At 63.7% G+C, this 17,944-nt stretch carries 20 protein-coding genes; 14 read left to right on the forward strand and 6 right to left on the reverse strand.

Going from position 1 to position 17,944, the window contains the following annotated elements; genetic code table 11:
• Positions 1–122: 122 nt before the first annotated feature.
• The 5 genes from BMW76_RS14530 to BMW76_RS14550 all read left to right on the forward strand — a co-directional run bounded on the left by BMW76_RS14530 (position 123) and on the right by BMW76_RS14550 (position 5,429).
• A complete protein-coding gene (locus tag BMW76_RS14530; protein WP_090866010.1) occupies positions 123–902 on the forward strand; it encodes an alpha/beta fold hydrolase in 780 nt (259 codons plus the stop codon).
• A 329-nt stretch (positions 903–1,231) separates the two neighbouring features.
• Positions 1,232–2,230, forward strand: a complete 999-nt coding sequence (locus BMW76_RS14535; protein ID WP_090866012.1) for a 2-keto-3-deoxygluconate permease — start codon at positions 1,232–1,234, stop codon at positions 2,228–2,230.
• Complete coding sequence (locus BMW76_RS14540) at positions 2,227–3,498, forward strand: four-carbon acid sugar kinase family protein (RefSeq protein ID WP_090866014.1); 1,272 nt, start codon at positions 2,227–2,229, stop codon at positions 3,496–3,498. Before BMW76_RS14535 ends, BMW76_RS14540 begins: the two co-directional genes overlap by 4 nt.
• Before the next feature lie 50 nt (positions 3,499–3,548).
• Positions 3,549–4,547: a 4-hydroxythreonine-4-phosphate dehydrogenase PdxA gene (pdxA, locus tag BMW76_RS14545; RefSeq protein WP_090866016.1), complete on the forward strand. Its 999-nt coding sequence runs from the start codon at positions 3,549–3,551 to the stop codon at positions 4,545–4,547.
• 114 nt (positions 4,548–4,661) lie between these two features.
• On the forward strand, positions 4,662–5,429 hold the full coding sequence (locus BMW76_RS14550; protein WP_090866017.1) for a DeoR/GlpR family DNA-binding transcription regulator: 768 nt from the start codon (positions 4,662–4,664) through the stop codon (positions 5,427–5,429).
• 54 nt (positions 5,430–5,483) lie between these two features.
• Here the strand turns inward: BMW76_RS14550 and BMW76_RS14555 are convergent, their stop codons facing one another.
• Positions 5,484–6,278 carry an aldolase gene (locus tag BMW76_RS14555; protein ID WP_090866130.1) on the reverse strand — a complete coding sequence of 265 codons (795 nt, stop codon included), beginning with the start codon at positions 6,276–6,278 and terminating at the stop codon, positions 5,484–5,486.
• Between the two features lie 40 nt (positions 6,279–6,318).
• Entirely contained in the window at positions 6,319–7,023 is a 705-nt protein-coding gene (locus tag BMW76_RS14560) for a haloacid dehalogenase type II (protein WP_090866018.1), read from the reverse strand.
• Between the two features lie 143 nt (positions 7,024–7,166).
• Between BMW76_RS14560 and BMW76_RS14565 the strand changes: the two genes are divergently transcribed.
• The 3 genes from BMW76_RS14565 to BMW76_RS14575 all read left to right on the forward strand — a co-directional run bounded on the left by BMW76_RS14565 (position 7,167) and on the right by BMW76_RS14575 (position 9,776).
• Positions 7,167–8,015, forward strand: coding sequence for a LysR family transcriptional regulator (locus tag BMW76_RS14565; RefSeq protein WP_090866019.1), 849 nt, complete (start codon positions 7,167–7,169; stop codon positions 8,013–8,015).
• 89 nt (positions 8,016–8,104) lie between these two features.
• Entirely contained in the window at positions 8,105–9,079 is a 975-nt protein-coding gene (locus BMW76_RS14570) for a cysteine synthase A (protein ID WP_090866021.1), read from the forward strand.
• A gap of 211 nt (positions 9,080–9,290) precedes the next feature.
• On the forward strand, positions 9,291–9,776 hold the full coding sequence (locus BMW76_RS14575; RefSeq protein ID WP_090866023.1) for an aminoacyl-tRNA deacylase: 486 nt from the start codon (positions 9,291–9,293) through the stop codon (positions 9,774–9,776).
• A gap of 83 nt (positions 9,777–9,859) precedes the next feature.
• Here the strand turns inward: BMW76_RS14575 and BMW76_RS14580 are convergent, their stop codons facing one another.
• The 3 genes from BMW76_RS14580 to BMW76_RS14590 all read right to left on the reverse strand — a co-directional run bounded on the left by BMW76_RS14580 (position 9,860) and on the right by BMW76_RS14590 (position 12,210).
• The gene (locus BMW76_RS14580; protein ID WP_090866025.1) at positions 9,860–10,540 is read right to left on the reverse strand and encodes a hypothetical protein; all 681 of its coding nucleotides are present in this window, start codon (positions 10,538–10,540) and stop codon (positions 9,860–9,862) included.
• Positions 10,541–11,014: 474 nt separating this feature from the next.
• Positions 11,015–11,788: a fumarate/nitrate reduction transcriptional regulator Fnr gene (gene fnr / locus BMW76_RS14585; protein WP_090866027.1), complete on the reverse strand. Its 774-nt coding sequence runs from the start codon at positions 11,786–11,788 to the stop codon at positions 11,015–11,017.
• A gap of 17 nt (positions 11,789–11,805) precedes the next feature.
• Complete coding sequence (locus BMW76_RS14590) at positions 11,806–12,210, reverse strand: response regulator (protein WP_090866029.1); 405 nt, start codon at positions 12,208–12,210, stop codon at positions 11,806–11,808.
• Between the two features lie 273 nt (positions 12,211–12,483).
• Here BMW76_RS14590 and BMW76_RS14595 point away from each other — a divergent pair, with 273 nt between their 5' ends.
• From BMW76_RS14595 to BMW76_RS14605, 3 genes are all read left to right on the forward strand, one after another.
• The gene (locus BMW76_RS14595) at positions 12,484–12,954 is read left to right on the forward strand and encodes a universal stress protein (protein ID WP_090866031.1); all 471 of its coding nucleotides are present in this window, start codon (positions 12,484–12,486) and stop codon (positions 12,952–12,954) included.
• 147 nt (positions 12,955–13,101) lie between these two features.
• Entirely contained in the window at positions 13,102–13,629 is a 528-nt protein-coding gene (locus BMW76_RS14600) for a flavodoxin family protein (protein WP_090866033.1), read from the forward strand.
• Positions 13,630–13,746: 117 nt separating this feature from the next.
• Positions 13,747–14,211 (forward strand): universal stress protein, encoded by a 465-nt coding sequence (locus BMW76_RS14605; protein ID WP_090866036.1) that lies wholly within the window; start codon positions 13,747–13,749, stop codon positions 14,209–14,211.
• Positions 14,212–14,280: 69 nt separating this feature from the next.
• Here the strand turns inward: BMW76_RS14605 and BMW76_RS14610 are convergent, their stop codons facing one another.
• Positions 14,281–15,240 (reverse strand): universal stress protein, encoded by a 960-nt coding sequence (locus BMW76_RS14610; RefSeq protein ID WP_090866038.1) that lies wholly within the window; start codon positions 15,238–15,240, stop codon positions 14,281–14,283.
• A gap of 185 nt (positions 15,241–15,425) precedes the next feature.
• Between BMW76_RS14610 and BMW76_RS14615 the strand changes: the two genes are divergently transcribed.
• From BMW76_RS14615 to BMW76_RS14630, 3 genes are all read left to right on the forward strand, one after another.
• Entirely contained in the window at positions 15,426–16,115 is a 690-nt protein-coding gene (locus BMW76_RS14615) for a CBS domain-containing protein (protein WP_090866040.1), read from the forward strand.
• A 189-nt stretch (positions 16,116–16,304) separates the two neighbouring features.
• Positions 16,305–17,051 carry an SDR family NAD(P)-dependent oxidoreductase gene (locus tag BMW76_RS14620; protein WP_090866132.1) on the forward strand — a complete coding sequence of 249 codons (747 nt, stop codon included), beginning with the start codon at positions 16,305–16,307 and terminating at the stop codon, positions 17,049–17,051.
• 363 nt (positions 17,052–17,414) lie between these two features.
• A complete protein-coding gene (locus BMW76_RS14630; protein ID WP_090866045.1) occupies positions 17,415–17,864 on the forward strand; it encodes an ester cyclase in 450 nt (149 codons plus the stop codon).
• The last annotated feature ends 80 nt before the right edge of the window (positions 17,865–17,944 follow it).

Below are 17,944 nucleotides of genomic sequence, written 5' to 3' on the forward strand. Positions count from 1 at the left end.
TCCTTGTCGGGCCTACTATACCCGCGCGACGCGAAACGCGAGGTCGGTCATTTGACCGATACCCGTTATCGCGGCCCTCGGCGATGCTTCGATCCATGTTGACCACTTAAGGAAGATCGAAGATGAATTCGCTGATCAGGAAGTGCCTCGCCGCAGTGATGCTGACGGGGGGCCTGTTGTCGTTGCAGGCGTCGCACGCGGCTCAGCCGCAGGATCTGAAGGGCAAGAACGTCGTGCTCGTGCACGGCGCGTTCGCCGATGGTTCGAGCTGGGACAAGGTGATCCCGTTGCTCGAAGCGCGCGGCTTGCACGTCGTCGCGGTGCAGAATCCGTTGAGCTCTCTCGCCGACGATGCCGCCGCGACGAAGCGTGCGATCGACGCGCAGCAAGGTCCCGTCGTGCTGGTCGGACATTCGTGGGGCGGCGTCGTGATCAGCGAGGCGGGCAACGACGAAAAGGTGAAGGCGCTCGTCTACGTCGCCGCCTTCGCGCCCGACAGCGGGCAGTCGCTCAACGACATGATCAAGGGCAAGCCCGCTCCCGCATGGGCGAGCGAGCTGCAAAAGGACTCGGGCAACTTCCTGAAGCTATCGTCGAAAGCGATCGACGACGATTTCGCGCAGGACCTGAATGCAGCGGAAAAACGTGTCGTGGCCGCGACGCAAGGCCCGTGGTTCGCGGGATGCACGGACGACAAAGTGACCGACGCGGCATGGCGCAACAAGCCTTCGTACTTCGTTGTCGCGAACAAGGACCGCATGATCGATCCGCGTTTGCAGGACGCGATGGCAGCGCAGATAAAGGCGCACGTGACGCACGTCGACGCCAGTCATGTCGCGATGCTGAGCCAGCCGCGAGCGGTGGCGGACGCGATCATCGCCGCGGCGAGCCGCGCACAGTGATGCCGGACATCGGGCGATTGCATTAGCCTCCGCGATCACGGAGCGCGCGCGGTTGCTTCGACAAACCGTATCGTTAAATAAAGACAGGCGGCCCTGGTGACGGGGCCGCCTGTCTTTTCGCATTTGCACTGCATCTTCGCTGCATCGGGCGCTCACGTCTTCTTCTGCTCCCCGCAAGTAAAATGATCGATTCGATCAAGCAGTTTGACCGATTTGCGCAATCATCCAGAACGCACTACACTGCAGACTGATCGTTTTGATCTAACGGTGACTGTTTCAATCAAAATCGCGGCTTAGACGCGACAAATAAAGCCAGGAAGGAGACTCGCATGGTTCAGATTCCCATCAAGCGCTCGATCGAGCGCGTTCCCGGCGGCATGATGATCGTGCCGTTGCTCATCGGCGCGCTAGTGGCGACGTTCCTGCCGGGCATGCCTAAATTCTTCGGTTCGTTCACCAGCGCGCTCTTTACGGGCGCGCTGCCGATCCTCGCCGTGTTCTACGTCTGCATGGGCGCGGGCATCGACATCAAGGCGACGCCGTATCTGATGAAAAAGGGCGGCGCGCTGCTGGTCACGAAGGTGGGCGCGGCTGTGATCATCGGCGTGATTCTCGGGCACATCATCGGCGAGCAGCCGGTTTCGGCGGGGCTCTTCGCGGGCATCTCGACGCTGGCCGTCGTCGCCGCGATGAACGACACGAACGGCGGCCTGTACATGGCGCTGATGGGCCAGTACGGCCGCTCGGAAGACGTCGGCGCCTATACGCTGATGTCGCTCGAATCGGGCCCGTTCCTGACGATGGTGACGCTGGGCGTCGCGGGTCTGTCGGCGTTCCCGTGGCAGACGCTGGTCGGCAGCATTCTGCCGCTCGCGCTCGGCATGCTGCTCGGCAATCTGGACCGCGAGATGCGCGACTTCCTCGCGAAGGCCGTGCCCGTGATGATTCCGTTTTTCGCGCTGGCGCTCGGCGCCGGTCTCGATCTGCACAAGGTATGGCAAGCTGGGCTGCTGGGCATCGGCCTCGGTATCGCGGTCGTGATCGTGACGGGCATTCCGCTGTATTTCGCCGACCGCCTGACGGGCGGCACGGGTGTCGCCGGCGTGGCCGCAGCCAACACGGCGGGCAATGCGGCCGCCGTGCCGGCGCTCGTCGCCGCGGCGAACCCCGTGTACAACGAAGCGGCGAAGAGCGCGACCTTGCTGGTGGCCGCGTGCGTCGTCGTGACGGCGATCCTGTCGCCGATCCTCACGTCGGCGATCGCGAAGCGCTATCAGCAGCGCAACGAACGCGCGCGCACGGAGAATCGCCAAGGGCTGGCACGATGAAGATTCTGATCATTGCGGACGACCTGTCGGGTGCCGCGGACTGCGCGATCGGATTCGCGAGCGCCGGCCATCGGACGGTCGTCACGCTCGAGGCGACGCGCACGCAAGCTCATGACGGCGCCGACACGATCGCCATCGATACGGACACGCGCCGTCTCGCGCCGCACGATGCGGCGGCGCGCACGTCGGCCGCCTATGCGGAAATGAGCGCGCGAGACCAGCGCCTCTACAAGAAAATCGACTCGACATTGCGCGGCAACTGGGCCGCCGAAGTCGCGGGTCTGCAAGCGCTCGCGGGCATGGCGATCGTCGCGCCCGCGTTCCCCGCGACGGGCCGCACGGTGCGCGGCGGCTGCGTCTATGTGTACGGCGAGCCGCTCGAAGAGACGGCCACGTGGAAGCTCGAACACGCGGGACTGCCCGCCGATATCGCGACGCAACTCGAGTCGGCCGGTCTGAAAACGGACCGGCTCGACGCCGAAGCGTTGCGCGACGAACCGCAGACACTCGCGGTGTGCATCGGCGCGATGGCCGCGAAAGGCGTGCAGGCGCTGATCGTCGATACGCAGAGCGAGCAGTCATTGCGTGCGCTTGCTCAAGCGACGCTGCACAGCGATGCGCCGTTCTTCTGGGTCGGTTCGGGCGGTCTTGCGCGCGAGATCGCCGCGCTGAATCCGCGCAACGGCGCAGCCGGCCGCAAGCCGGACGTTGCGCCGTTTCCCGGCGGACCGATCCTGATTCTCGTCGGCAGCCTGTCGGCTGTCAGCGAGCGGCAGTGCGCGATGCTGCGCGAACGTGGCGGCGTCGAAGAACTGGTCGTGCCGCCTGCCGTGTTGCGAGAAGGCACGAGCCATCGCGACTGGCACGCGTTGCGGGAACAGATCGGCGTGTCGTTGCAGGCGGGCGTCGATCTGCTGCTGCGAATCGGCCGCGACGATGCATTCAATCCTGCCGAAGGCGCACAACTTTCGACGGCGCTCGCGGCGCTTGTCGAGCCGCACTTCACGAAGACGGGCGGCGTGATCGCGACGGGCGGCGAGACGGCCCGCGCGATGCTCACGGCCGCGCGCATCGGCAGCCTGCAATTGCTGGCGGAAGTCGAAGCGGGCGTGGCCGTCGGCCGGCCGCTTGGCACCGCGAGCACGCATTGCCCCGGCGTCGTGACGAAGGCGGGTGCATTCGGCACCGATCACGCGTTGTTCGCCGCGTGGCTGACGCTGCGTAACGAAATCGAACCGGAAACGGAACCGGACGTCGTCCCGCATTGACGTCCGTGCATGAACCAGAATCAAACCTTGAAGCCTGACGAGATCACATCATGAGCAACTATCTTCCTGTAATCGGCATCACGATGGGCGATGCAGCCGGCGTTGGCGCGGAAGTCGTCGTCAAGAGCCTCGCGCATTCGTCCGTCTACGCGCAATGCCGTCCGCTCGTAATCGGCGACGCGAAGCGCCTTGAACGCGCGAATCAGATCGTCGGCGGCGAGATGAAGATTCGCCGCATCGGCGATGCATCGGAAGCGCGCTACGAGCAGGGCACGATCGACTGCATCGACCTCGGCCTGATTCCCGACGACCTGCCGTTCGGCCAGCTGTCGGCGCTGGCGGGCGACGCCGCTTACCAGTACATCAAGCGCGCCGTCGAACTCGCGCAGGCGGGCAAGATCGATGCGATCTGCACCGCGCCGCTCAACAAGGAAGCGCTGCATGCGGGCGGCCACAAGTATCCGGGCCACACGGAAATGCTTGCGCATCTGACGGGCGTCGAAGAAGTGTCGATGATGCTCGTCGCGCCGCAACTGCGCGTGATTCACGTGACGACGCATATCGGCATCATCGACGCGATCCGCAAGATCGAGCCGGGTCTCGTGCAGCGGACCATCGAACGCGGTCACGCGACGCTCGTGAAGGCGGGCATCGAGAAGCCGCGCATCGGCGTGTGCGGGATCAATCCGCATGCGGGCGAGAACGGCCTGTTCGGCTACGGCGAAGAAGAGGAGAAGATCATTCCCGCCATCGAGGTGCTGCAGGAGCGCGGCCTCGACGTCACGGGCCCGCTGCCTGCCGACACGCTGTTCTTCCGCGCGGGCCGCGGCGATTTCGATCTGGTGGTCGCGATGTATCACGACCAGGGCCATGGTCCCGTGAAGGTGCTCGGTCTCGAAGCGGGCGTGAACGTGACGGTGGGGCTCGAAGTGATCCGCACGTCCGTCGATCACGGCACGGCGTTCGATATCGCGGGCAAGGGCATCGTCGATGAAGGCAGCATGCTCGAAGCGCTGCGCCAGGGCGCGGAACTGGCGACGCGCCGTTAACCCACTCGAAGCGAAGCGAATCGAAGCGAAGCGAAGCGCGTTACGTATGGCCTCGATGCTGTTCGCGCGCATCGCTGGTGTAAGATCGAGACCCTTTCTCACGCTGCTGCCGATGTGAAAAAAACGACTGACCGTCATCAGGCGATTCTTGAGTTCGTTCGTACGCGCGATGCCAACGTCGAAGAGTTGTGCGCCGCGCTCGGTGTATCGGAAGCGACGATCCGGCGCGATCTGACCGCGCTCGCGAAACAGCGGCGGCTCGTGCGCACGTATGGCGGCGCGACGGCGCTGGTCGGCGTGCATGAGCCGGAAGCGTCGCTCGAAGAACGCAAGGCCGCGCAGAGCGAGCAGAAGGAAGCGATTGCGCAAGCGGCGGCCGCGCATGTCCGCGAGGGCGACACGGTGCTGCTCGACGGCGGAACGACGTGTGCCGGGCTCGCGCGTCATCTGAGCGCGCGAGAAAACCTGCATGTGGTGACGAACAATCTGCTCGCGGTGACGTCGCTTGCGAATGCACCGGGCGTGCGGCTCACGCTGATCGGCGGCGAGTTGCGCGGGTCGAGCATGAGCACGCTCGGGCCGCTCGCCGAACTGATCCTGAGCCGCTTGACCGTCGATCGCGCCTTTCTCGGCGCGGACGGCGTCGTCGCGGGTTTCGGCCTGTGTGAGACGACGGCTCAGCAGGCTTACCTGAAAGAGTGCATCGTGGCCCGCGCAGCCGAGATCATCGTGCTCGCGGATTCGGCGAAGCTAGGGCGCGCGCGTCAGCAGCATTGGACGCCCATTCAGCGCGACTGGCGGCTCATTACTTCCGCGACGGCGACGGAGGAACTGTTGGCGCCGTTTCGCGCGCTGCCCGAAGTGACCGTCGAAGTGGCGTGAAAGCGATGCCCGCGACGGGCATATGAAAACGGAACACGCCGCCGTCGCAGGCACTCACAACTCGAACCGGTTCCCCGTTTCGCGCAAGCGACGCATTCCGCTGTCCAGATGCACACGCCCGCTTTCCTTGTCGCCCAGCCTCATCTGCTCGTACGTGCGTTGCGCAACGTCGTGCGACACGGCCTTGAGCGGGCGATTGCTCTGCATCGCCTTGAGCTGCACTTCGGCGGCACGCTCCAGATAGTACAGATCGTCCCACGCTTCGGCGATGCTCGCGCCCGCCACCATCACGCCGTGGTTCTTCAGGAAGAGAATGTCCGCGTCGCCCATTGCCTGCGCGATGCGATCGCCTTCCGAATTGTCGAGCGCGAGGCCGTTGTACTGCTCGTCGACAGCGGTGCGGCCATAGAACTTCAGCGCGGTTTGTCCGAGCCACAACAGCGGCGGACCTTCGATCAGGCACAGCGCGGTCGCGTTCGGCATATGCGTGTGAAACGCGGCCTTCACGCGTGGCATCGCGCGATGCAGGCGCGCGTGGATATAAAAGGCAGTCGCCTCGGGCTGGCCGTCGCCGTCGATCACGTTGCCGTCGAAATCGCAGATCAAGAGCCGTGACGCCGTGATCTCCGAAAACGCAAAGCCGTACGGGTTGACGAAGAAGAGGTCATCGTGCCCCGGCACGACAGCGGAAAAGTGATTGCACACCCCTTCTTCGAAGCCGTATTGCGCAGCCAGTTGAAAGCAGGCCGCGAGTTCGACGCGAGCGGCGTGCACGGCGTCCGGGTCGAGCGGCGCGCGGTGCGAGACGGCCGTGGTCCCGACGTTGAGCGTGTTGAGCGTATGAGCCATGAAGAACGATCCCTTGCCTTTGATGTTCACCAGCCGATATTCACCAGCCGAACGATGCGAAGAGCGGCGGCACGCGGCCGAGCGTCGGCACGATTGCGTCGGGCGTGTAGTCGGGCAAGAGCTTGCGTCCTGTGCCGCGATCGATCCACACACAACGAAAGCCGATATCGCGCGCGGCCGCATGATCCAGATGCGGACTCGCGCAGATATGCACCACGTCGTCGCGCGATACACCGAGCTGTGCGTGAGCATAGTCGAAAAGCCGGCGGTCCGGTTTGTACGCGCCCGCTTGCTGCGCGGTGATCACACGATCGATATGGCCGCCGAGTTGCGCGACGTTGCCGGCGATCACGTCATCGTCCGTGTTCGACACGATGCATAGACGATAGCCCTTTTCCTTCAACGCGCGCAACGACTCGACCACTTCGGGAAACGGCGGCATCGCGGAGATGTGATCGGTGAGCGTGCCGATATCGTGATCGTCCACGCGCAGCCCGAATTCGCCGAGCGCGATACGCAGGGCTTCGCCCGCGATTTCGCGAAAGTTGCGATGAGGCGGCGTCTGTTCGAGCGCATGCTCGTGCCTGTCATAGACGGCGATCAGTTCGCGCGGATCGATCGCCGACGCGCCCTTGCTGGCGAGTATTTCCGCGACGGCGGCCTGCAAGCCTTCGTCCCATTGAATCAGCGTGCCGTAGCAGTCGAAGGTCAGCCACGAAGGGCGAGGCGTGTTGTCGAGCGACATGATTCGTTCCTTTGCTGAAGCGTCGAGATGAACAACAGGGATGAACAAAAAAGGATGAACAGCAGACTAAGCCGCGCGACCGTTATTGGGAAATTAAATTAAAATGCCAGTGTCAGTGGAAACGTAAATATGAGGCGCCCGCCATGCTCGATCTCGATCTGTTGAACACGCTCGTGTGCGTCGTCGACGAAGGCAGTTTCACTCGGGCCGGCGATCGCGTGCATCGCACGCAATCGACCGTCAGCCAGCAGGTGCGGCGTCTCGAAGAGATGGTGGGCCGCACGCTGCTTCTGCGAGACCGCACGGGCAATCAGGTCACGGCAACGGAACACGGCGAACTGCTCGCGCAATACGCGCGGCGTCTAATCGCACTGTCGCAGGAAGCACAGGACGCGCTCGCGAGCGACGCGTGGCGCACGCCGATCCGCATCGGCGTGCCGGAAGATTTCGACGCGAAGCGCATGGCGTCGATTCTTTCCGGCTTCGTCAGGGAAAGGCCGGAAGCGCGGCTCGAAACGGTTGCGGGCATGAGCGCGGATCTGCATCGCAAGCTGTCGGGCGGCGAGATCGAAATTGCGCTCGTGAAGCGCGAGCCGGGAAGCGGCCAGTGTCTTGCGTCATGGCCCGAGTCGCTGGTGTGGGTGCGCGGCCGCGAGATCGAAGTGCCCGACGAGGGCGGCGAGCCGATTCCGCTCGCGCTCTTTCCGCAAGGCTGCGTCTACCGGCTGCGCGCGATCCGCTGCCTCGACCAGGCGCAGCGCAGCTGGCGCGTGGCGTTCGGCAGTCACAGCCTGACGGGCATTCAGGCGGCGGTCTCATCCGGTCTGGGCATCACCGTGCTGCCGACGACGGCCGTTCTTTCCGAGCACAGCGTGTGCTTCGAGTTGCCGCGTCTGCCGCCGACGGAGCTTGCATTGATCGGCGCGGGCGGCACGATGAATGCTACGCAGTCCGCGTTGGTGGACTTCCTGCGCGAAGCGGTGACGATCTAGCCGCTTGCGGCGAAACGACCTCGCGAGCGCTTCGCCTATTCTTTTCGTATGGCAGGTCATGTCTGCCGACGATTTGAAAGGGGACGCTCATGGCCGTACTGCAAGGTTTCGTCGGATGCATCGGCAATACGCCGCTCATCAGGCTCGCGGCGCTCAGCAAGGAGACCGGCTGCGAGATTCTCGGCAAGGCCGAATTTCTCAATCCGGGCGGTTCCGTGAAAGACCGCGCTGCGCTCTACATCATCCAGGACGCCGAGCGGCGCGGCGCGCTTAAGCCCGGCGGCACGGTCGTCGAAGGGACGGCGGGCAATACGGGCATCGGCCTCGCGCATATCTGCGCGGCGCGGGGCTATCGCTGCGTAATTGTGATTCCCGATACGCAATCGCCCGCGAAAATGGAGCTTTTGCGCGTTCTCGGCGCGGAAGTGCGGCCCGTGCCCGCTGCGCCGTACAAAGACCCGAACAACTATCAGAAGATCGCCGGCCGTCTCGCGCAGGAAATGGACAACGCGATCTGGGCCAACCAGTTCGACAACCTCGTGAACCGGCAGGCGCACTACGAGACGACGGGCCCGGAAATCTGGCGCGATACGGCGGGCAAGGTCGACGCGTTCGTGTGCTCGACGGGCACGGGCGGCACGCTCGCCGGCGTGAGCCGCTTTCTGAAGGAAAAGAGCCCCGGCGTGCGGATCGTGCTCGCCGATCCGCACGGAAGCGGGCTCTACAGCTTCGTGAAGACGGGGGAAATCAAGGTGGAAGGCAGTTCGATCACCGAGGGCATCGGCTCATCGCGTGTCACGGCGAACCTCGAAGGCACGGCAATCGACGACGCGTGCCGCATCGACGACCCGTCGTGCGTGACGATGGTGTACCGGTTGCTGCGCGAGGAAGGGCTGTATGTCGGCGGATCGACGGGCATCAACGTTGCAGCCGCCGTATCGCTCGCGCGGCAGATGGGGCCGGGTCATACGATCGTGACGCTGCTGTGCGATCGCGGCGAGCTGTATCGCAGCCGGCTGTTCAATCTCGAATGGCTGAAGGAGAAAGGACTGACGCCCGGCTGAGCGCCTGGTGCGCTTCGCGAAGAGGCAACCTAACGCAACGCAACGCGATGCAACCGGATGTGCAGCGATGCGGGCATCGGCTGGCGGCGCACAGGCATGCAGCCGCGCGTCATACCGACGCCAACCTGCTTTTCACCCGCGAGCGAACTATCCTGAAAGGATGCAGCCGAACTTATTTCCCTCTCTCCGTGTGTTCGAAAGGAGGTGCGCCATGTCAATGTCTGCAACGCTCGAGGACTGCCTGCGCAACAAGGGCTCCCGGTACGAAATCCTGCGCCATCCGTACAGCCATTCCAGCATGGAAACGGCGGCGGCCGCCCATATTCCCGGCGATCGTCTCGCGAAGACCGTGCTGTTCGAAGACGAGCAAGGCTATATCGCCGCCGTGCTGCCGTCGACCTATGCGGTGAGGCTATCCGAGCTTTGGTCGAAAACGGGACGCCGTCTGTCGCTCGCCAAAGAAATCGATCTGCGCGAACTGTTCAAGGACTGCGAATACGGCGCGCTGCCGCCCGTATGTTCCGCCTATGGCATGAAAACCTATCTCGACGAAAGCCTGGCCCGTCAGCCGGACGTCTACTTCGAGGCGGGCAATCACGAGGAACTGGTGCACATGGACGCCGAGCAGTTCCTCGCGCTGATGGACAGCGCAGAGCGCGCGCATTTCGGACGCCGGATGCACGGGATGACCGTGTGAGCGCAAGCCCTCCGGGGCCGATGGATGTCGGTTCGCCGTACGCGGCTGGCTATGCGGCCAGCCGCTGATCGGCGTCTATCTTTTCATCGCCAGCCATACCCGTAATAGCGCGGCCGATAAACGGGCCACGTAGCCGCGTACTGCGCGGGCACGACCTGCTGCACGACAGGCGGACTCACGTAGACGGGCTGATAGACGGGGACGTACTGCACAGGCGGGGGCGGCTGATAAGGCTGAAAGACGACGGTGCCCGGTTCTTCGGCGGGTTCGTCGTAGACGGGCGCCTGAGCATACATGGGCGCGGGCCGATAGCGCGGCCGCGGCGCAGGCGCATACTGCACGGGCGCTGCTTCGTCGTCATACGCCGGCTGGGTTTGCAGCGGCTGCTGGGCGACGCGCGGCTGACTGACGCGTCTCACCTGAGCTGCGTCGTCGCCGGGCGCACCGGACGGCAAGGGCGGAGGCTGCTGCACCGACGCTTTCGACGATTGCTTCAGCTGTTCCTTCAACGACGCATACGTCTCGGCATCCTCCTTGGCGCGGGCGTTGTAGCCGTTGTGATAGGCATCGCTCAGATCCTTCATGCGCGCCTTGTTTTCGTCGTCGGCAGTCATCTGCTCCTCGCCCGGATCGAGCGATGCATTGCTGACGCCCCCATTGTCATAGGCCGACTTCGGTCCATCGGCCCACGCGGTAGCGGACAGCAGGGCCGGCACCAGGGTCGCGGTCAACGCCGCGGACCCGAGCAATGTCCTGATTCTCATGGTTGTTACCTCGCCTGTGGTCGTACACGGCAAACGCAAGTCAATGCCAATGTCCCGTTATGCTCCCCGATCGCATTCCGCCTCCCTGCGGAAACATCCCGAAACGCTTCATGCTGCGCCCTCGTAGTTGCACTATCAGGACTTCCACCAGGCGCCGCATCGGGCCTGGCTTCATCGGACGGTCAGCATGATGTGGCTTAACTTGCCAGCATTCACGCGCGCGAGATGCGCTTTAGCACACATAGCGCTTCAGATATTCGGCTGTCGAAAGCGAGGCGCGCGTAAGCGGGAAATGCTGTACGGGCGTGCCGCATTGCACGGCGCGAGGCGCGGATGGAAGGATGGCTGGAGTGCGCTGCGCGCTCGGCATGGCCATGTCTTCGACAGTGCAACCATGCCGACGCGCTCGGGCAATCGATACGGCAAGAGGACGCCGCCGCGAGCGTGAGCGATACACAGGACCGCGCAAGGCGATCAAACCCGCGCCAGCGCCTCGGCATCGACGATGCGAATCGTCTTGCCGTTCGCGTTGACGAGCCGTTCACGCTGGAACTTCGAGAACATGCGGCTCACGGTTTCGAGCTTCATCCCGAGATAGCAGCCGATTTCTTCGCGCGTCATGCGCAGATGAAATTCGGCAGCCGAGAATCCGCGTGCCTTGAAGCGCCGCGACAGATTGAGGAGGAACGTCGCGACGCGCTGCTCGGCCGTCATGGTGCCGAGCAGCATCATCTGGCTCGATTCGCGCACGATCTCGCCGCTCATCATCTGATAGATGTGATGCTGCATCGACTTCATCTCGTGGCAGAGCACTTCGAGTTGCGCGAACGGAATGATGCAGACGACGCTATCTTCCAGTGCGATCGCATCGCAGTTGTGATGACCCGCGCAGACGCCGTCGAGGCCCAGCGACTCGCCCGCGATCTGGAAGCCCGTCACATGCTCGCGGCCATCGCGATGCATGACGACCGTCTTGAACGAGCCGGCGCGCACCGCGTAGATACTCTGGAACGCATCGCCGGAGCGATAGAGCGTCTCGCCGCGCTTGACGGAACGCGTCGAGCAAATGATCGAATCGAGTCTGGCCAGTTCGTCGGCGGTCAACTCCGGAGGCATGCAGACGGCCCGCATCGAACAGGCGGAGCAGCGGGTCGCGCGCACGGGCGCCGGCTGCACGGGCCGGATCGGCACGATCTTGGGGGCGCGCGTCAGCGGGTGGTCGGATACTTGAGCGGTTGCGGCAAGCATGGTCAGCTCCTGTTCATTCACGCGCGCGCGCGGCGCGACTGTGCAATGGCCTGAATGGCGCGGCAGGCTGCATCGAATTCGGCTGTCTTGTCGAAGAAGAGGTCAGCGCCTGCCGCCGCGCACGCATCGCGAAATGCGCACGCAGTGTGGTTCGTCAAAACGATCTTGATGATGGAGGGTCGAGCGCGGGAGAGCGCTTCGATGAGCGCAAGGCTGCTTCCCCCAGCGAGGCGCACGTCCATCACGACGATATCCGCGTGCGACTCCAGGATGCCTTCCAGCGCTTCGTCCACATCTTCGCCTTCGCCCGCGATCTCGACGCCGGCAATCGCGCCGAGCAGGCGCGCGAGGCGTCGCCTGACCTCGATCGCGTCGTCGACGAGATAGACCTTCGATACGGTGGTTGATGTGGCGGCATCCATGCAATCAGTATCGACGGTCGTATCTCAAAAAAGTATCGGCGGCGCTTTAACCGCGCCTAGGAGGTTCGGCAGGCGTTATAGGAATATTCCTACAAGCCGAACGACGCGCCCGCTCCTGTGGACCGCGAGTCCATGCCGTCGCGATGAGCGTATGCTGGTCTGAATGGCGTTGACCTGTATCAATCGGGAATTCTGTCGCCGAAGGACACTGTGGTCGCACGTGGGCGACATTGCCCATGTCGGGCAACGCGTGCGTATGTCGGGGAGGTCATCATGTATCAACGAATACTGGTTGCGATCGACGGCAGTCCGAGCGCAGAACGCGCGCTGGGCGAAGCCGTCAAGCTCGCGCAACTGTCGAACGGCACGATCGAGGCGCTGTGCGTGCTGGATCGCGGCAAATGGCCCGCTGAAGCGAATCCGCTCAACGCCGAACCCGCGCCTGCCGGGCTCGCGAACGACGCGGCCGCCGCAGCGCTCGCCGTCGCGGAGCGGATGTTCGAGGAAGCGGGCGTGCGCGGCAGCGTGCGGGCCATCGATGCGTATGCGGAAAACGTGTCCGCCGTGCTCGCGCGGGTCGCGGACGAATGCGAAGCCGATCTCATCGTGATGGGCACGCATGGGCGGCGCGGCGTGCAGCGTTTTCTGCTCGGCAGCGTGGCGGAATCGCTGGTCCGCTCGACGGATATACCCGTGCTCATCGTGCGCCACGATTCCTCCGAGCAATCGCCGTCGCAGACCTGAAGTGGGCGACCTGGCGGGCCGCCGCGTAGTGACACCGCGGCAGTGACACCGCGCGTACGCGATTGATCTGGATCACGAATGCATCGGGCGAGGCGCTTAAGCTGAATGCAGATGGCGCCTCGGAATGCGCCTGAACGGAGAACCGCCATGTCCGCGCAATGCAGGATTCTCGTGGTGTATTACTCGCGCAGCGGCACGACGCAGCGCATCGCGGAGTTGCTTGCATCCGAGCTCTGCGCCGACCTCGAGGCGATACGCGAGCCGGGCGAACTTGCGGCGCGTGCGGGGGCGCGCGGCTATGTGCGCTCGCTGATCGACGTGCTGTGCCACCGGCAGGTCAAGGTGATGCCGCGCATACACGATCTGTCCGCATACGATGCCGTCATCGTCGGCTCTCCCGTGTGGGCGAGCCATGCTTCCGCGCCTGCGCTCGCGTGGCTCAAGCAACATGGCACGGCGATCCGGCATCTCGCGCTGTTCTGCTCGCTGGGCGGGAGCGGCAGCGAGTCCGCGCTGGAGCAGATGGCGAAGGCAGCGGGCAAATCGCCGCTGGCCACTTGCGCGATTACGGCTCGCGATTTGCAGCGGCGCATCGACGGCACGAAACGCCAGGGATTTGGGCAGAAGATCAGGCACAGGCTGGCGAAACTGCACGAGGCCGAATGGATGGCTTAAATCGCGCATGGGGAAACGCGCTGAATGAGCGATCGGAGCGGTCGTCGCATTGCGTCAATTTTTTATCGGCAGGTCGTCACGTTTTCAACGTCCACGAGCACATCAAGGAGGTTCACCATGTACAAGAAGATTCTGGTTGCCGTAGACGGCAGTCACACGTCGAAAGAGGCGCTGCAGGAGGCGGTGAAAATGGCGGCGCTGACGCATGGCACCGTGCATGCCGTCTATGTCGTCGATACGACGCCGCTCTTCAGTTACGCCGGCTATTACGATCCCGTCGCGTTGACGGAAGCGTTGCGCAAGGACGGCGCCGCTGCGCTCGACGGCGCCAGAACGGCGTGCAAGCAGTCGGATGTCGAATGCGCCGTCGAACTGATCGAGACGGAACGCCTGAGCGACGACGTTTCGCAGACGCTGCAACGTTGCGCCGAGCGTATCGGCGCCGATCTCGTGGTGCTCGGGACGCACGGCCGCCGAGGCGTCAAGCGGATCGTGCTGGGCAGCGTCGCCGAACGCTTTGTGCGGTTCTCGCAGTGTCCCGTGCTGCTCGTTCGCGGCAGCGAAGAAGAAGACGAAGCGTGAAAGTCCTCGCGACGGATGTGATGGCGCGAGCCTGAGCGCTGAAGATACGTAAGCCCGCGCGTCTCCGACTTACGGCGCCTGTTCGATCTCGGGCGCGCGGGCGAGCAGAACAGGCGTATCGGCGAGCCGCAGCGTACGGGCCGCGACGCTGCCCATGAACCAGCGCGCGAGGCCGCGCCGTCCATGCGTGCCGACGACGAGCAGATCCGCGTTCCAGCGCTGCGCATCGCGCACGATCGCATGCGGCACATCGTCGTTGGCGCGGTTCGTCTCGATCAAGGCCGTGTTGGCCGACCACTGATGTTCATCGAAGATGCGCGTGGCCAGTTCCAGCACCGTTTGTCCTTCCTCGCGAAACGCGTTTTCGAGCATGTCGACGGGCGCGAAATCGAATAGATGTACCGCGCGATCGAGTACGTAGACGGCACGCAGTTCCGTATCCGCCGAGGCAAACTGAAGGCCCATGCGCAATGCAATGAGCGAATGCACGCTGCCGTCCAGCGCGAAGACGATTCGCCCGGGACGCCTGTTGGTCGGCACGCGGCTGTTCTCGGGTACGAGCAGCAGCGAACAATCGGTGCGCTGCGTGACGGGCTCCGACACCGTTCCTTCGACCCAGCGCGACAGCCCATGATGATGCCGCGCGCCCATCACGACGAGATCCGCGCGCCAGCGCGCCGCGACGTCGAGCAGCGCTTGAACCGTATCGCCAGTGCGCTTCGATAGCTCGACGAGTTCGGTTTCCGGCTGGGTGCCTGAAAACATCGCCTCGATTTCATGCAGCGCAGTGCGCGCGTCCTGAAGCAGTTCGTCGCGTGCAGCGGCCAGAACGTTCCGTGCCGTCGCGCCGAGTGGAAACAATGTGTGCGGACTTTGTACGACCGACACGAGCGCGATTTGCGCTTCGCCGGCGAACAGCGCACGCACATACTCGGCCGCGCGCACGGATGCTTCGGTGCTGTCGACGGCCACCAGCACACGCTGAAACGCACGGCCCGGCGGGGGATTCGAATCAACGGGATCGATCATGGCGCTCTCCGGGTTGGCAAACGCGATACAGGCCGATTGTGCTACCGATCCGCGTTGCCGGGTTGATTCATGTTTAACGCGCTTCCTGTGCGCATCGGGCGCCGCCGCCTGCGGACGGCTTGACCTCAGTCAAGCCGTGGAGCGTCGGGCCGCACATAGTGGAGACATCTACCAAGGAGAACATCATGTTGGCAATCGATGTCATGACGCCGTCGGTGATCTGCGCGCAACCGGATATGACGGTGCAAGAAGCTGCAAAACGTCTCGTCGAAAACAGGATCAGCGGCATGCCCGTCGTCGACGAAAGCGGCGCGCTCGTCGGGATCGTGAGCGAGGGAGACCTGTTGCACCGCGTTGAAACCGGCACGGAAACGAGGCGGTCGAGCTGGCTCGAACTGTTCTCGTCGACACGCAATCTGGCAAGTGCTTTTGTCAAGGAGCACGGACGTCTGGTGAGCGACGTGATGAGCGCCGAGGTGTTCGTCGTCGACGAAAAGACGCCCGTCGGCGGCATTGCCGAGTTGATGGAAAAGCGCCGCATCAAGCGCGTTCCCGTGCTTAGGGACGGCAAGCTCGTTGGCATCGTGACCCGCGCGAATCTGATCCGTGCGCTCGCGAGCGCGCCTGTGCCAGCACAGACAGGGTCCGCGAGCAACGATCGCGAAATCGCCGAAGCGATCGTCGCCGCGTTGCGCGACAAGCGCTGGGCGCTGTCGAAGGAAAACGTGATCGTCAAGGATGGCGTCGCGCATCTGTGGGGCGTAATCCAGTCGGAAGACGAGGAGAGAGCGATCTGCGTCGCGGCGCTCGAGGTCAAGGGCGTGAAGGAAGCGCGAGCGCATCTGAGCTATCCGAACGTCATGCCATTGATGTGACGAGTACGGTCTGCCGCGGTTTGCCACTGCGTGCTTTGCCGATTGTTCGGCGATTCCTGCCAGTCAATTCGTATTGAGCCGCTTTATCGCGGGACATGGGGTGTTTAGATTTGCTCCATCGCCGGGGCGGACGGTTATCGAAACCGCCCGTCCCGTCCCTGGGTATGGCACAACTTGAAGGAAGACGATATGAGCAGGCTCGCAGGTAAGGTCGCAGTGGTCACGGGCGCATCGAAGGGTATCGGGGCGGGTATCGCCAAAGCGCTGGCGGCAGAGGGCGCTTCCGTGGTCGTGAATTACGCAAGCAGCAAGGCGGCCGCCGATGCCGTCGTCGCCGGCATCGCGGCGGCAAACGGCAAGGCAGTCGCCGTTCGCGGCGACGTGTCGAAAGCGGCGGACGCGCAAGGCATCGTCGATGCCGCCATCGAGACATATGGGCGACTCGATATCCTCGTCAACAACTCAGGCATTTACGAGTTCGCGCCGATCGAAGCGATCACGGAAGAGCATTTCCACAAGCAGTTCAATACGAACGTGCTCGGCCTGCTGCTGACGACGCAGGCGGCCGTGAAGCATCTCGGCGAAGGCGCGAGCATCATCAACGTGAGCTCGGTGGCCAGCAGCATCACGCCTCCCGAAACGGCTGTGTATAGCGGCACGAAAGGCGCCGTGGACGCGATCACAGGCGTGCTCGCGCGCGAGTTAGGTCCGAAGAAGATTCGCGTCAACGCGATCAATCCCGGCTTCGTCGTCACTGAAGGGACACACGAGGCGGGCATCGTCGGCTCGGATTTCGAAGCAATGGCGCTCAGCCAGACGCCGCTCGGCCGCGCGGGCCAGCCGGACGATATCGCATCCGTCGCCGTGTTTCTTGCTTCTGACGACGCGCGCTGGCTAACGGGCGAACATCTGGTCGCAAGCGGCGGCATGCGCTGAGCGATTGCCGTGCAGGCCCGTTGCCCGGCGTTGACCGGGATGGCGACCGCGATTGCGGTCCGGCCGGGAGGCTGCATCAGCTTTCATTTCACGTAGATCATCGAAGCACTGTCAGGCCAAAGGACACACACGTCCTTTGGCTTTTGACGTTGTGCCCAAACCATTTCGCTGTGACGTCAAAGCCGCGACTCCAACGTTGCGTTTCCCGAATCACCATCAGACCGCATTCGAACGAGCGCCACAAAAAGCGCAATCGAATGTTGCAGCAAGAATCGGATGGCCGCGAGGTAGGGCGCTCGATATGTTCGTATCCAGGCGAAGCAATCCTGCTTCTCCGTAATCAAGCTCAGCAAGGAGTCGAACATGTCGAAGGAAGATGACAACAAGGCGATCGTAGGCCGCTGGTTCACCCGCTTCTGGGGCGAAGAGTGCGATCTCAGCGTCGTCGACGAGCTCGCCGCGCCGGACATGCTGCTCAAGTATTCGCTGCACGAGCCGCGTCGTGGCCGCGAAGACATCAAGGCGTTCATGACCGGTTTTCGCAACGCGTTCCCGGACCTCAATTTCTGGGGCGCCGCCGATCTCATCGCTGAAGGCGACTTCGTCGTCGGTCGTTGGGAAGGGGGCGGCACGCATACGGGCCCCGCTTTCGGCGACTTCCTCGCGGGAACGTTGCCACCGGCATCGGGCCGCAAGATGCACTTCACGGGCACCACGGTGCTGCGTCTGAAGAACGGCAAGATCGTCGAAGAAGTCGGCCTCGATGACGGCGTGACTGCGCTCACGCAACTGGGGCTCATCAAGACCGTTTGAACGCGCGTGGCCGGGCGCCGCCGGTGTGGACTGGCAGTGCGCCACGATAAAGATCGCTCGCGTCAAATGCTTCGATGAGA

This window comes from Paraburkholderia diazotrophica, assembly GCF_900108945.1.
In the GTDB taxonomy this organism is placed as follows: Bacteria; Pseudomonadota; Gammaproteobacteria; order Burkholderiales; family Burkholderiaceae; genus Paraburkholderia; species Paraburkholderia diazotrophica.

Excerpts from the sequence above, each read along its gene's own strand:
- BMW76_RS14615 (WP_090866040.1), top strand. The coding sequence starts at position 15,426 with ATGTTGGCAATCGATGTCATGACGCCGTCGGTGATCTGCGCGCAACCG.
- BMW76_RS14610 (WP_090866038.1), bottom strand. The coding sequence starts at position 15,240 with ATGATCGATCCCGTTGATTCGAATCCCCCGCCGGGCCGTGCGTTTCAG.
- BMW76_RS14560 (WP_090866018.1), bottom strand. The coding sequence starts at position 7,023 with ATGTCGCTCGACAACACGCCTCGCCCTTCGTGGCTGACCTTCGACTGC.
- BMW76_RS14595 (WP_090866031.1), top strand. The coding sequence starts at position 12,484 with ATGTATCAACGAATACTGGTTGCGATCGACGGCAGTCCGAGCGCAGAA.
- BMW76_RS14570 (WP_090866021.1), top strand. The coding sequence starts at position 8,105 with ATGGCCGTACTGCAAGGTTTCGTCGGATGCATCGGCAATACGCCGCTC.
- BMW76_RS14630 (WP_090866045.1), top strand. The coding sequence starts at position 17,415 with ATGTCGAAGGAAGATGACAACAAGGCGATCGTAGGCCGCTGGTTCACC.
- BMW76_RS14565 (WP_090866019.1), top strand. The coding sequence starts at position 7,167 with ATGCTCGATCTCGATCTGTTGAACACGCTCGTGTGCGTCGTCGACGAA.
- BMW76_RS14605 (WP_090866036.1), top strand. The coding sequence starts at position 13,747 with ATGTACAAGAAGATTCTGGTTGCCGTAGACGGCAGTCACACGTCGAAA.
- BMW76_RS14555 (WP_090866130.1), bottom strand. The coding sequence starts at position 6,278 with ATGGCTCATACGCTCAACACGCTCAACGTCGGGACCACGGCCGTCTCG.
- pdxA (WP_090866016.1), top strand. The coding sequence starts at position 3,549 with ATGAGCAACTATCTTCCTGTAATCGGCATCACGATGGGCGATGCAGCC.
- BMW76_RS14540 (WP_090866014.1), top strand. The coding sequence starts at position 2,227 with ATGAAGATTCTGATCATTGCGGACGACCTGTCGGGTGCCGCGGACTGC.
- BMW76_RS14620 (WP_090866132.1), top strand. The coding sequence starts at position 16,305 with ATGAGCAGGCTCGCAGGTAAGGTCGCAGTGGTCACGGGCGCATCGAAG.
- BMW76_RS14580 (WP_090866025.1), bottom strand. The coding sequence starts at position 10,540 with ATGAGAATCAGGACATTGCTCGGGTCCGCGGCGTTGACCGCGACCCTG.
- BMW76_RS14530 (WP_090866010.1), top strand. The coding sequence starts at position 123 with ATGAATTCGCTGATCAGGAAGTGCCTCGCCGCAGTGATGCTGACGGGG.
- BMW76_RS14535 (WP_090866012.1), top strand. The coding sequence starts at position 1,232 with ATGGTTCAGATTCCCATCAAGCGCTCGATCGAGCGCGTTCCCGGCGGC.
- fnr (WP_090866027.1), bottom strand. The coding sequence starts at position 11,788 with ATGCTTGCCGCAACCGCTCAAGTATCCGACCACCCGCTGACGCGCGCC.
- BMW76_RS14590 (WP_090866029.1), bottom strand. The coding sequence starts at position 12,210 with ATGGATGCCGCCACATCAACCACCGTATCGAAGGTCTATCTCGTCGAC.
- BMW76_RS14575 (WP_090866023.1), top strand. The coding sequence starts at position 9,291 with ATGTCAATGTCTGCAACGCTCGAGGACTGCCTGCGCAACAAGGGCTCC.
- BMW76_RS14600 (WP_090866033.1), top strand. The coding sequence starts at position 13,102 with ATGTCCGCGCAATGCAGGATTCTCGTGGTGTATTACTCGCGCAGCGGC.